Origin of the sequence: Flavobacterium quisquiliarum (assembly GCF_019308285.1) — a bacterium.
Taxonomy (GTDB): Bacteria; Bacteroidota; Bacteroidia; order Flavobacteriales; family Flavobacteriaceae; genus Flavobacterium; species Flavobacterium quisquiliarum.
The window spans coordinates 1-13,852 of sequence record NZ_WWEM01000011.1; the positions used below are offsets into that span (position 1 = coordinate 1).

9 protein-coding genes are annotated in these 13,852 nt (G+C 34.5%); 6 read left to right on the forward strand and 3 right to left on the reverse strand.

Going from position 1 to position 13,852, the window contains the following annotated elements; translation table 11 throughout:
• The 3 genes from GSY47_RS03090 to GSY47_RS03100 form a co-directional block, all read left to right on the forward strand.
• A partial coding sequence (locus GSY47_RS03090) for a DUF7507 domain-containing protein (RefSeq protein ID WP_219071099.1) occupies positions 1–1,100 on the forward strand: 1,100 nt, incomplete at its 5' end.
• Between the two features lie 46 nt (positions 1,101–1,146).
• The gene (locus tag GSY47_RS03095; protein WP_219071100.1) at positions 1,147–2,064 is read left to right on the forward strand and encodes a PorP/SprF family type IX secretion system membrane protein; all 918 of its coding nucleotides are present in this window, start codon (positions 1,147–1,149) and stop codon (positions 2,062–2,064) included.
• 13 nt (positions 2,065–2,077) lie between these two features.
• Complete coding sequence (locus tag GSY47_RS03100; protein WP_179003233.1) at positions 2,078–4,012, forward strand: OmpA family protein; 1,935 nt, start codon at positions 2,078–2,080, stop codon at positions 4,010–4,012.
• 130 nt (positions 4,013–4,142) lie between these two features.
• Here GSY47_RS03100 and GSY47_RS03105 read toward each other — a convergent pair whose 3' ends face one another.
• The gene (locus GSY47_RS03105; RefSeq protein ID WP_179003232.1) at positions 4,143–4,757 is read right to left on the reverse strand and encodes a deoxynucleoside kinase; all 615 of its coding nucleotides are present in this window, start codon (positions 4,755–4,757) and stop codon (positions 4,143–4,145) included.
• A complete protein-coding gene (locus GSY47_RS03110) occupies positions 4,757–5,560 on the reverse strand; it encodes a hypothetical protein (RefSeq protein WP_317197894.1) in 804 nt (267 codons plus the stop codon). Before GSY47_RS03110 ends, GSY47_RS03105 begins: the two co-directional genes overlap by 1 nt.
• A 226-nt stretch (positions 5,561–5,786) precedes the next feature.
• Here GSY47_RS03110 and GSY47_RS03115 point away from each other — a divergent pair, with 226 nt between their 5' ends.
• From GSY47_RS03115 to GSY47_RS03125, 3 genes are all read left to right on the forward strand, one after another.
• Positions 5,787–6,671, forward strand: coding sequence for a GLPGLI family protein (locus tag GSY47_RS03115; RefSeq protein ID WP_179003230.1), 885 nt, complete (start codon positions 5,787–5,789; stop codon positions 6,669–6,671).
• 218 nt (positions 6,672–6,889) lie between these two features.
• Positions 6,890–9,583: a carboxypeptidase-like regulatory domain-containing protein gene (locus tag GSY47_RS03120; protein WP_179003229.1), complete on the forward strand. Its 2,694-nt coding sequence runs from the start codon at positions 6,890–6,892 to the stop codon at positions 9,581–9,583.
• A gap of 91 nt (positions 9,584–9,674) precedes the next feature.
• Positions 9,675–11,924 (forward strand): hypothetical protein, encoded by a 2,250-nt coding sequence (locus GSY47_RS03125; RefSeq protein WP_179003228.1) that lies wholly within the window; start codon positions 9,675–9,677, stop codon positions 11,922–11,924.
• A 119-nt stretch (positions 11,925–12,043) separates the two neighbouring features.
• Here GSY47_RS03125 and metK read toward each other — a convergent pair whose 3' ends face one another.
• Positions 12,044–13,294, reverse strand: a complete 1,251-nt coding sequence (metK, locus tag GSY47_RS03130) for a methionine adenosyltransferase (RefSeq protein WP_179003227.1) — start codon at positions 13,292–13,294, stop codon at positions 12,044–12,046.
• Positions 13,295–13,852 lie beyond the last annotated feature (558 nt).

Below are 13,852 nucleotides of genomic sequence, written 5' to 3' on the forward strand. Positions count from 1 at the left end.
TCACGCCTGTGCCATCGAAATCAAGCATCTCGATTACCAAACACGGAACGTTTGTGGATGCGAATAATGACGGAAAAACCAATGTTGGGGATAAGGTAACCTATGCTTTTACAGTTAAAAACACGGGAGAAACGACCTTGACCAATATTATAGTAACTGACAACAATGCCGTTGTGACGGGAGGTCCTTTGGCTAGTCTAGCTCCGGGAGCAATTGACACGACTACATTCACGGCGGTTCATATCATAACGCAGGCCGATATTGACAAAGGAATGGTGTACAACCTGGCGACAGCAACGGGCAAGGATCCGAAAGGAGATGACGTAACCAATACATCAACAGATCCAACGCCGACATGCGCCACATGTCCTATAGATTCAGCATGTCCAGACTGCACGATCACGCCGTTGATATCAAATTCTAGCATCGCTGTAATCAAAAAAGCAGTATTTGTTGATGAGAACAATAACGGCTATGCTGAAGTGGGAGAAACGATCAGATACAGTTTTGAAGTTAAAAACACAGGTAATGAAACCCTGACTAATGTAACGATAACTGATAATCTGCCAGGATTGGTATTATCAGGCAGTCCAATCACTTTGGCACCTGGAGAAACCAATTCAACGAATTTCATTGGGGTGTATGCGATTACAAAAGCTGATATTGATGCAGGATCCGTGACCAATCAGGCATTGGCGGAGGGGACGACTCCATCGGGAGAAAAAGTAAATGCTCTTTCCGACAATACGAATTTCGTGGACGACAAGCCTACTGTTATTGATGTTGTGACCTGCGTGGTTGAAGTGTTCAATGCAGTTTCCCCAAATGGAGACGGCATCAATGACGAATTCCGTATTCAGGGATTGGAGTGCTATCCAAACAATACTGTTGAGATTTATAATCGTTGGGGAGTAAAAGTATTTGAAACTTCAGGTTATGGATCGAATGGAAATACATTCAAAGGATATTCAGACGGAAGAGCCACAATTTCTCGAGGAGAAAGCCTGCCGGACGGAACCTATTTCTACATCCTGAAATACTTTGATGAATTGAGGCATAAAATGCTTGATAAATCAGGCTACTTATACATTAAAAAATAATCTCTAACACAGGGGGATGAATTCCCCTGTTTATAAACTTATACAGATGAAAACAAAGTTATCTACCTTGGTTTTAATGTTGACGGCTATTGCAGGCTTTTCCCAGCAGGATTCGCAGTTTACGCAGTACATGTACAACACGATCAATATCAATCCGGCCTACGCCGGATCAAGAGGAGCCTTAAGCGTCTTCGGATTGTACCGCACCCAGTGGATTGGTCTTGACGGAGCTCCAAAAACGAGCACCTTTTCGGTCAACAGCCCCATCAACAACAGCAATTTGGGAATTGGAGTGTCGGTTGTAAATGATAAAATAGGCCCAACCAACCAGACCGACTTTTCGGCGGATCTTTCCTATACCATACAGGTATCGGCGGAATCCAAGCTGTCTTTTGGGGTTAAGGGAACAGCCAATCTATTCAATCTGGATGTCAATAAATTAAATCCTGAAAATCAGGCCGATCCCACGTTTCAGGATCTGCAGAACAAATTCTCTCCCAATATAGGAGCCGGAGCCTACTGGCATTCGGATAAAGCGTATGTAGGGCTGTCCGTTCCCAATTTCATTGAAAGCAACAAATACAACGACAATGATGTAGTGATTTATAAAAGCAAAATGAACTACTACCTAATAGCGGGCTACGTATTTGATCTGGACCACTATCAATACATCAAATTCAAACCTGCCGTCCTGACCAAAATGGTGGAAGGGGCTCCGCTGCAGGTGGATGTGTCGGCCAATTTTATGTTTATGGACAAATTTGTTGTGGGGGCGGCCTACAGATGGAGCGCTGCAATGAGCGCCATGGCGGGATTTCAGGTTTCAGACGGCATGTACATAGGTTATGGCTACGACCAGGAAACCACCCGTTTAAGCAGATACAACTCAGGATCGCATGAGATATTCCTGAGATACGAATTCTTTAGAAAAAATAGTAGAATAACAACCCCGCGCTTCTTCTAAAAAAATAATAGTCATGAAAAATTATAAACTCCTTTACCTTGCCCTGATCAGTGTTTTTTCATTCTGCGGCTACTCGCAGGAAGCGAAAATCAATGCTGGGGATAAAAAGTATGACAGCTACGCCTACATCGATGCGATAAAAACCTACGAACGTGTAGCCGAAAAAGGATACAAGTCAGAAGATTTGTTCAAAAAACTGGCCAATTCCTACTACTTCAACTCCAATTTCGAAAAAGCGGCCAAATGGTACGGCGAGCTGTTTGCGATGAACACCCAAATAGAAACCGAATACTATTACCGTTATGCGCAGTCTCTTAAATCGGCAGGAGAAACAGTAAAAGCCAACAAGATTCTGGATGAGTTTGAGCAGCGCACCAAAAATGACGGCAGAGCCAGACTCTATATAAAAGATAAAAATTATCTGGAAGAAATAAAAGCCAACAGTGGACGCTATAAAATAGAAAACGCTGGAATAAATTCTAAATTTTCCGACTACGGAACCTTTATCCACAACAATACGGTGTATTTTGCATCAGCACGCGACACTGGGAATTTTACGCAGAGAAAACATACTTGGACCGGCGAACATTTCACCAACCTGTACCAAGCGGCAATAGATGAAAATTTTAATTTGAGCGCTCCAAAAGAATTCAAATCAAAAATAAACACTAAATTCAATGAGTCAACGCCTGTCTTTACAAAAGACGGAAAGACTGTTTATTTTACCAGAAACAATTATAACAACGGTAAAAGAGGAAAAAACGATGCGAAGACAACTCTGCTGAAAATTTATAAAGCAACCCTGGAAAATGGAGAATGGACCAATATAAGAGAACTTCCATTCAACAGCGACAACTACAGTACGGCCCATCCGGCGCTGAGCGCAGATGAAAAAACATTGTACTTTGCCTCGGATATGCCGGGAACCTACGGACAATCTGACATCTATAAAGCCAGCATCAACGGAGAAAGCTATGGAACCCCTGAAAATTTGGGGCCGACAATTAATACGGAAGGGAAAGAAACCTTTCCATACGTAACAAGCAATAATGATATTTATTTTGCTTCAGACGGACATCCCGGACTGGGAGGATTGGATGTTTTTGTTGGAAAATTGGAATCAAACGGAGTAAGCAACATTCAAAACTTGGGATCGGATATCAACTCTCCTCAAGATGACTTTGCCTATATTGTCATCGATGGGGACTCTCCAAAAGGATTTTTCAGTTCAAACCGATCAGGCGGGCAGGGTTCGGATGACATCTATAAATTTGTCGAAACCAGAAGCCTGAACTGCACCCAGGAACTCAGCGGAATTGTAACCAATACTACTGGATCAGAAATACTAGGCAATACCAAGCTGTCGCTTTACGACACAGATCATAATTTGATAAGCACCACTATTTCTGACCCAAAAGGTTTTTATAGTTTTGCGGTGGACTGCGGCAAAGTTTACTTTGTGAGGGCAGAAAAAGAAAACTATGCCACAAAAGAGGAACCGGTTACGATTTTAAAAGACAATGGCAAGACCTATCTAACGATCAAACTGGATGGAACGGAATGCCGTGTAGCTGTTGGAGACGATCTAGCAAAATGTTTTAACATTACCAATATTTATTTTGATTTAGACAAGTCTGCCATCACGCCAAAAGCGATTATCGATTTAGAAAAGATTCTGGATGTATTGAATCAATATCCATCTATGAAACTTGATATTCGTTCCCACACAGACAGCAGGGCAAGCTATAAATACAATGAAGCCCTGTCTGATAGAAGAGCCAAATCGACCATGCAGTGGCTGATCAATAATGGTGTTTCCAAAGACAGATTAACGGGTAAAGGCTATGGCGAATCACAGCTGGTAAACAGATGTTCAGACGGAGTGAAATGCAGCGAGGAAGAACACCAAATGAACAGAAGAAGTGAATTTATAATTACGGCATTGTAGCATTTGCAATACATAAATTCAAATCATAAAAAAACAGGTTGTCTATAATATTAGACAACCTGTTTTTTATTTTTAATACGCATCGAAATAAAAACATCAATAGGTATTTAATTATTTGTAAGAGTTGAGCTTAAAATAACCCGTTTAGTTCAGCATCAATTCTATTAATGATATCTCCCAAATCTTCGGGATTATCAACGAAATTGATATTATCAACATCAATAATTAATAACCTTCCTTTGGTATAAGTCTGAATCCAAGCTTCATATCTTTCGTTCAAACGACTTAGATAATCAATTGAAATTGAGTTTTCATATTCGCGTCCGCGTTTGTGAATTTGACCAACAAGATTTGGAATCGAGCTTCTTAAATAAATCAATAAATCTGGTGGTTTTACCAAAGATTCCATTAGTTCAAATAGAGAAGTATAATTTTCAAAATCACGGCTTGTCATCAATCCCATCGAATATAAATTGGGAGCAAAAATATAGGCATCTTCATAAATCGTTCTATCCTGAATGATTTTTTTTCCGCTTTCGCGAATTTGCTGCACTTGACGGAAACGACTATTTAAGAAATAAATCTGAAGATTAAATGACCAGCGTTCCATTTGATGGTAAAAATCATCTAAATACGGATTATCAACTACATCTTCATAATGGGGTTCCCATTTAAAGTGTTTGGCTAATAATTTGGTCAAAGTGGTCTTTCCTGCGCCTATGTTTCCTGCTATTGCTATGTGCATTACGGTGTTACGATTTTATAATTGGAAATATCTGTAGCTGTAAAAATAGATAAAATTTGGTCTTTGTAATAAAAATTGTCAAAGGTTTTTTCTAAAATTTTAATCTCAGAAATTACATCTGAATTTGATTTATTAAACCCTTTAAAGTACAAAATATTGTCTTTATTAAAAATATATTGTGTGCTGTTGATAATCTCGATTTTGTCAAAATCGGCAGTCTTACCAAACGCCGTTATTTTTCCAAAAATATCACAGGAAAACCAATTATTATTTTTGTCAATCCAGTTGAAAGTATTGAAATCGGTTTGGTAATGTTTAATAGTTTCTATTAACGGAATAGAAACGGTTTTGTATTCATTTTTTAAATAATCAAAAAGACCAATTTGCTGATTTAAAGCATTGTAAATCCAAAGTTGATTTTGAGTTGACATTCCAATTGCGTCTACAACAATAGGTGTGGGATTCTGCGAAAAATTAATTTCGGTCATTTTATTCAATTGGTTATCTAATAAAATGACACTATTGAAATCTTCATAAAACAAAACCATTTTTAAAGGATTTTGTAAATCGACTTTTGTAATTTTTCCAAGAGAAACATTTTTGTATTCAAAAATTTCATTCCCTTTTGTCTTACTGAAAACATTGTTCTTTATCTGATAAGAATAACCAAAAGAATCATAACCTAAAAAATCATCGGCGTTATTTTTGAACTGAGAAATTAAGGTCGGATTTATATTTGAATCCTGTGCAGACAGTACATTCGAAGTGCAGAAGAGGAATAAATAGAATAAAAATTTTTGCACTTTTTTGAGCATTAGAAATTTGATTTACAAGAATACCAAATTACAAAAAACTTGCATTAGAAATTCATTTTTAGCTTTAAACCTTTTGAAAATCTAATAGTCTAAAAAATAGGGTGTTCTATCTATGAGCAGTAAGCATTAATATATTTAATTTTTAGGTTCTTAAAATAAATAATACATTTGAATGTAAGTTTTTTCGAACTTATTCACTTTTAAAAAAGATACAATGAGAAAGATATTTTTTTATATGACTTTGATGCTTGCTGGTGCGCAGATTCAAGCTCAAAAGGATTTTCAGGGAATGGCTGTTTACGAGTCAAAAACACAGGCACCTAAGTTTGAAATGCGTGGCAATAGAGACATTACGCCAGAAATGCAGAAAAGCATGGAAGAGCGTATGAAAAAAATGCTTGAAAAAACATTCATTTTGAATTTCGATAAATCGGCATCTATTTATAAAGAAGAAGAAAAGCTAGAAGCTCCAGGACAGCAGCAAGGCGGTTTTCGTGTCATGTTTGGTTCGCTTACTGGAGGAGGCGGTACTTTTTATAAAGATTTAAAAGTAAAATCGTATACGGTTGATAAAGAATTTATGGGAAAAGAGTTTCTAGTTGTTGATTCACTTCCCAAGTTAAATTGGAAAATGGAACAGGAAACGAAACAGATTGGAGGTTATAATTGTTATAAAGCAACCGCAGTAAAACAAGCCAGTAAAACCGATTTTAGAAACTTCAGACCTAAAAATAACGACGATAAAAAGGACGAAGCTAAAAAGACTTCAGGAGAAACAAAAACTAATTTTACAGACAATTTTGAAATTCCAAAAGAAATTGTAGTTACAGCTTGGTATACCCCAGAAATCCCGGTTAGCCAAGGTCCTGAAAATTATTGGGGACTTCCAGGTTTAATTTTGGAAATAAATGATGGAACAACTACAATCTTATGTTCTAAAGTGGTTTTGAATCCTAAAGAAAGAGCGGAAATTAAACCATCTAAAAAAGGAAAAGTGATTTCTCAAAAAGAATACGACGAAACGGTAATTAAAAAAATGGAAGAATTTAGAGAAATGAATCGCGGTCGCGCAGGCGGACCACCTCCAATGGGAAGATAAATTAAAATTGAACATAATTTATTTAACACATAGAAACATAGTTTTTTGTGTCTACAAAAGGGAGTAAAAGAAACAAGTTTCTACACATAGCTAACTATGTGCATTTAATTAAGTGAAACGCCTTTTTTAAATCTTCAAAAAAACTATGTTTCTATGTGTTTAAAAGAATTTTTCCCAATGGGTTAAATTTATAAATTCCAAATTCCAATATTCTGATAATGAATAAAACACTTTTTATTTTTGCCTTACTTTTTACTTCTATATGCTTTTCCCAAAGTGTCCGTTTTGACGGTTTGATTCAGGATGAACAAAAAAATCCATTAGAAATGGCCAATATAATGGCGATTAATAACGGGACAAAAGCAATGGATTCTTATGGAATTACAAATGATAAAGGGAAATTTCAGCTGACTTTAAAACCGAATACTTCTTATACCATTAAAGTCAGTTATTTGGGTATGAAATCTAAAGACATTGCAGTAACAACTAAAACCGAAAACATGACTCAAAATGTGGTTTTGGATGGTACAGGAATTGAATTAGAAGGTGTTGAAATCGTTCGCGAAATGCCTGTTTCAATAAAAGGAGATACAATTGTATATAATGCCGATTCATTCAAATCAGGAACAGAGAAAAAACTTGAAGATGTGCTTAAAAAACTTCCAGGAGTTGAAGTTAATGCCGATGGAGAGATTGAAGTTGAAGGAAAAAAAGTCAGTAAATTAATGGTGGAAGGAAAGGATTTTTTTGATGGAGATACTAAATTAGGTGTCAAGAATATTCCTGCCGATGCTATTGATAAAATTCAAGTATTGCGAAATTATAATGAAGTAAGCCAGTTAAAAGGTCTTGAAAACGATCAGGATAATGTGGCGATGAATATTAAACTGAAAGAAGGTAAAAAGAACTTTTGGTTTGGAGATGTAACTGCAGGAACTGGAGTTGCTGAGCTTGACAGTCGTTATATCATTAATCCCAAACTCTTTTATTATAGTCCAAAATACAGCATCAATTTAATTACTAATTTTAATAATATTGGCGAACTGCCTTTAACGGCTCAAGATTATTTTAAGTTTACCGGTGGGTTCAAAAATTTGATGAAAAAAGGAGGAAGCAGTTTTAATGTTTCTTCAAATGATTTAGGAATTTCATTGTTGAGAAATAATAGAGCGAAAGAAATTGAAACCAAATTTGGTGCAACAAACTTTGCTTATTCTGTTAATAAAGCTTGGAATTTAAGTGGTTTCGGAATTCTTTCAACTTCGAAAACAGAACTTGAAACTAAATCACAGTCTACAATTTTAAATTCTGGAAATCAGGAGAAACGAGATGAAAATACAAGTCAGAAAAATAATTTGGGACTTTTTAAATTAAGTTCAACATATAAACCAAGTGACAAATTTCAGTTTGATTATGATATCTTAACCAAATTGACCAAACAAGAAGAATATTCAGATTTGTTTAGAGAGCAGATTGTTGAGAATGTTGCTACTCCGGAAACTATTTTTACAACAAAAAAACAAGATCCGACCTCTATTAATCAGAATTTGAATTTGTATTATACGCAAAGTGCTAAAAATATTTTTGCTTTTGAAATGCAGCATTTATACCAGGACGAAAATCCGTTTTATAATGCCAATCTGCAAACCGTTCCTTTTAAATTGTCAGGATATATTATAGATCCAAAGCAAACTAGAAATGATTACAATCAAAATCGTTTCGTGAAAACGAATAAATTGGATGCCAAACTGGATTACTATTATATGGTAACAGCAAAAAGCAATATTAATATTACTTTAGGAAATACCTATTCGTATCAAAACTTTAATTCTCATATTTTTCAAATGTTAGATAATGGAGACAGAAATGATTTGAATAATCCTGAAAACAATAATGATGTAGATTACAGATTTAATGATGCATTTGTGGGATTCCACTATAAAATTTTGACTGGGAAATTTACGTTGACTCCTGGTGTAAGTCTACATACATACCAAATGACAAACGGACAGGAAGGAACAGACTATTCTCAAAGTTTCACTAAAATACTACCAGATTTTTTCGCTTTATACCAAATCAAAAAATCAGAAACACTGACGTATAATTTCTCTTTGACCAATGATTTTACAGATATTAATCAATTAGCAGAAGGGTATGTTTTATCTAATTACAGTAATTTATTTCGTGGCAATCGTACTTTAGAAAATGCCACTTCGCAAGTGCATTCGCTTCGTTATTTCAAGTATAATATGTTTAATTTCGAAAATATTTTTGCCAACGCAACCTATACAAGAAAAATCGATGCTATTAAAACAGAAGCTAAATTTGATGGAATTAATCAGTCTTCAGTTCCATATAACTCTAATTTAGCCGATGAAACTTTTTCAGGAATGGGAGCATACGGACGTTCCTTTTTGAAAAATTATAAAGCTTCGGTAAATGCAAGTTTAAACTGGTCAAAATTTAATAATAGACAAGATGGAGATTTAAGAACTACAGAAAGTTTTGTGCAAAGTTATATGGTTAGAGCTTCAACAAATTACAAAAAGCTTCCGAATATCGAATTTGGATACAATCTTTTGATTAATAAATACAGTGGTTCTACTTTTTATACAGATAAACCATTTGCCAAATTAGATTACTATTTCTTGGATAGTTTTTCTTTTGTTTCGGAGTATGAGTTCTATCATTATTATAACGGAGATAAATCGGTTGATAATGAATATGATTTCTTAAGTGCGAGTTTAATTTATCAGAAGAAAAACAGTAAATGGGAATACAAAATATCAGCGACAAACTTGCTAAACACAAGATATTTGAACGATGATAACTTTACGCAGTTCTCTACAAGGGTTTCGCAATATACCGTACAGCCTCGCTACATAATCTTCTCGATGAAATACAATTTATAAGTGATTTGGCTGAATTTTGGAGTTAAGACATTTTAATTTTAGTAAGAATGGAATATCTTTACATTAATATTAACAGCCAAATTTTTATATTATGCGCAATTTTATTTGGAGTTTATTGCTATTTACTTCAGCAATTTTTACGTCTTTTTCTCAAACAAAAGGCAGCGAAAAAGGAACTTATCTGTCTACAAACAAAGGACAGAAAATCAAATTAAATCTATTAGAAGATAACAAATACGAATTGGTATTCTATTCGGGAGATTATGCAGTTAAAGGAGATTCGTTAGTGTTTATTAAAAATAATGAGGCGCAGACTAGTTTTGATCTTTCTTTTAAGGTTGACAAAAAAGCTAAAAATATTAAAGTCAAATTTCTAGATCCGTCCTATTATGCCTTTTATATTGGTACCCAAAAAGGGAAAGAGGAAGTAAAATATCAAAGACTTTCGGATATCAAGAGTAAAATAGATCCTGACTGGGCGAAAACTGATTTAGAATTTGAAATTGAGCAAACAGACTTTTTGTATTTAGTTTATGAAGAATATGGCGGAAAAAGCAGTGTAAATAAATATGCGTTGCCAAAAAATGTTTCGGAAGTTACTATAAACTACGAATTGGCTGTTTTGGGAGATTTGCAGATTGCAGGATTCTTTGACAGAAGTACTAATGAATTGAAAATCTCTGAAAAATCAGGATTAAATCCGTTGGTTTTTGTTAATGAAAAAGATCCACAGCCGTCTAAGAAAACGGCAAAAGTTACTCCTGTAGAAAGCGAGTCTGTTTCAAATTGGACTTATCCTGGTAAACTAGATGTAAACGAAGATTACGGAATGGGAGTTGCTGTTGATACAACCTTGTATCCACCTTTATCGATTAATACTGAAGGGGCTCCACCTGCATATACACGTTATGATTTTAAATTAAAAATAGAAAACAGTTTAAAGAAAGCAATTGATGCAACAAAAGGTTCTGCCAATAAATTTTTGGTTGTGTATGCCGATAGTAACACTAAGTCGGCAAAAGAGAGTTTTGATGCTATCGTAAAAGAGCAAGAAACACAGACGGGATATAATATGTATGATAAATATGTTTCTCTTTATGATGTGTATAATTTTTATTTGGCTGGAGCCGATGATAAAAAATGGCTGAAAACCAATAAAATTACCAGTGATCCAAGTGTACTTGTTCTAAATGGAGAAGGAAATATAATAGCCTCTGCAAAATCTGATTTAACAGCACAGCAATATCAATTTGGCTATTATAGTGAATTTTACAGACAACTTTTAAGAGCAGATGCTTTAATCTCAATAAATAATGCAGTAAAAAATAAGAAAGCAACAGATGCAGATTTAATAAAAGCTTTTAATAAAACAGCATTATTAGAAACTACATACGATTATGATACAGCAACAACTGTTGATCCTAATTCAACGGAATTTGTAATTACAAAAACAACAGTAGATCAAAAGGAAGTAAATACAGTTTGGAAAAAATTAATTGAATCGCATCAAAAAGACAAAGCAGTTAATATGTATTTGGCTGAAACCATTGTAAAAGAAATCAAAAACGGTGGCTTTACAAAACAGCTTTTTAATGAAGACAGAATTCTAAACGATACTGATTTCTTAGCGATTGATTATCTATTAAAACATTCAGATGAAATAGAGAACAATCGTGAAGCATTTAATAGTAAAGAAGGAGAGTTACATACTTTAGGAAATATTGTTTCTGAAATTTCGAATGCTTTGCAACAAAATGTTTATTCCTCTCAGGATGGAGTTAAAGGAGAAATCAATAAAGAAAAAGTCAATTCGATTTATAAAAAGATAATCACTGCTGGAAAAGGAAATTTTGATGCCTACAAAAATTACTTTGATTATCTGTCGATGGTAGAAGATCAAGATACTTCAAATACAACCTATTTAAGAGAATTCAATACCTATTTTGAAGCGAATCTAGCTGGAGGAAATCCTATTGAGAAATTAGATGCAATATTCTCGACATTAGATGCGTCATCTGCTTATTCTTATGACGGATGGAATGCTTTTAAAGAATATCATTCTAATTTGTGTAATACTGCAGCATGGACAGTAGTATTAAAAGCTCAAAATTCTAGCTTCTTAAAAGATGCTATTAAATGGTCTGAATACAGTTTATTGGTAACCAAAAACAATTCGTATTATTTAGATACTTTAGCACAATTATATTATAAAGATGGCCAGAAAGAAAAAGCCATTGCAACACAGACTTTGGCCGTAAAATATTTAGATGCAAATATGGATGGAGTTACAGCAACTGATATAAAAGATACCTTAACAAAAATGCAAAACGGAACGTATTGATTAAGTTTAAGTAACCCGACAGGTTTTAAAAACTTGTCGGGTTTAATTTAGAATTTAAAGTAAAAAAGGCTGTCTAAAAATTATAGACAGCCTTTTTTATATTTTGAATTTAGATTGAATTACAATCCAAATGCAGTTTTTACTTGGTCAACAAAATCAAGTTTTTCCCATGTAAACAATTCAACAGTAACTGTTTTTTCTTGTCCTCCAGGAGCAGAGAAAGTTTTAGTAACCGTTTCTGGTTTACGTCCCATGTGCCCGTAAGCAGCAGTTTCGCTGTAAATTGGGTTTCTTAATTTCAAACGTTGTTCGATAAAGTAAGGACGCATATCAAAGATAGCTTCTACTTTTTTAGCGATTTCACCGTTAGTTAAGTTTACTTTAGAAGTTCCGTAAGTCTCAATGAAAATTCCCATTGGCTCAGCAACTCCAATTGCATAAGAAACCTGAACTAAGATTTCGTCAGCAACACCAGCAGCAACTAAGTTTTTAGCGATATGACGCGTTGCATAAGCAGCACTTCTATCCACTTTACTTGGATCTTTTCCAGAGAATGCACCACCACCGTGAGCACCTTTTCCACCGTAAGTATCCACGATGATTTTTCTTCCTGTTAAACCAGTATCTCCGTGAGGCCCTCCAATAACGAATTTTCCTGTTGGATTGATATGGTAGTTGATTTTATCGTTAAATAGGTGAGCGTGCTCTGGATTTTTAGCGATAATTCTTGGAATCAAGATTTCGATAATATCTTTTTTGATTTTAGCCAACATTGCAGCTTCTTCATCAAAATCATCATGTTGTGTTGAGATTACAATTGCGTCGATACGAGTTGGTTTGTTATCGTCGCTGTATTCTAATGTTACTTGAGATTTAGCATCTGGACGTAAATAAGTGATTTCTTTGTTTTCACGTCTTAAAATAGCTAACTCTTGTAATAATTTATGAGATAAATCTAATGCCAATGGCATGTAGTTTTCAGTTTCATTAGTTGCATAACCAAACATCATTCCTTGGTCACCAGCACCTTGTTCTTCTGGCTTAGCTCTGTCAACACCTTGGTTAATGTCTGCAGACTGCTCGTGAATAGCTGAAAGAATTCCACAAGAATTCGCTTCAAACATATATTCACTTTTAGTATATCCAATTTTACGGATTACCTCACGTGCAATTTGCTGAACATCAAGATAAGTATTTGATTTTACTTCACCTGCTAAAATAACCTGACCAGTTGTAACTAAAGTTTCACAAGCAACTTTTGAGTCAGCATCAAATGCCAAAAAGTTGTCAATTAAAGCATCCGAAATTTGATCTGCAACTTTGTCTGGATGCCCTTCACTAACAGATTCTGACGTAAATAAATAAGCCATAATAATGTAATAAAAATGTATTAATTTTAAATTTAAGCGAGGAAATGATTGCTAAAAAGGGCTAAAGGAGAGTTTCTGCTTTAGCATTTTTTACTACCGAAAGGAATTCTTTCAGCATTCATAACGAAATCATTTCATTACGAAGAGGTTGCAATCAGTTCAAATTTTTCCTCTGTTTCGGGTGCAAAGGTATGAAACCATTTTGATTTGCAAATCAAAGTTCAACTTTTTTTATTTTTTATAGCAGAAATTTAACAGAAGTATAGTATTTTGATAGGGTAATGGAAAATAATTTGATTTTTGTTTGGTGGTTTGAAAAAAAGTTCTCAAATTTGTCCTGTAAAACAATAAGAAAATGAATTTAACTGCTAAAAATATGTGTTGTATGATGTCGGAACAATCCGCAGAGTAACTCTATTGTTTAGTAATTAAGTCTACAAAATACAATAAGAACCTCTGCCCAACAGCAGAGGTTTTTTTATGAAAACAAAAAATTAAAAGAAGAAGAAATGAAAAATTCAACAGTAAATAAAATGATGATGTGTTGTAAGATGCCAA

Bases quoted from the DNA above. Each gene is read 5' to 3' on its own strand.
- GSY47_RS03095 (WP_219071100.1), top strand. From the start codon at position 1,147: ATGAAAACAAAGTTATCTACCTTGGTTTTAATGTTGACGGCTATTGCA.
- metK (WP_179003227.1), bottom strand. From the start codon at position 13,294: ATGGCTTATTTATTTACGTCAGAATCTGTTAGTGAAGGGCATCCAGAC.
- GSY47_RS03125 (WP_179003228.1), top strand. From the start codon at position 9,675: ATGCGCAATTTTATTTGGAGTTTATTGCTATTTACTTCAGCAATTTTT.
- GSY47_RS03100 (WP_179003233.1), top strand. From the start codon at position 2,078: ATGAAAAATTATAAACTCCTTTACCTTGCCCTGATCAGTGTTTTTTCA.
- GSY47_RS03105 (WP_179003232.1), bottom strand. From the start codon at position 4,757: ATGCACATAGCAATAGCAGGAAACATAGGCGCAGGAAAGACCACTTTG.
- GSY47_RS03115 (WP_179003230.1), top strand. From the start codon at position 5,787: ATGAGAAAGATATTTTTTTATATGACTTTGATGCTTGCTGGTGCGCAG.
- GSY47_RS03120 (WP_179003229.1), top strand. From the start codon at position 6,890: ATGAATAAAACACTTTTTATTTTTGCCTTACTTTTTACTTCTATATGC.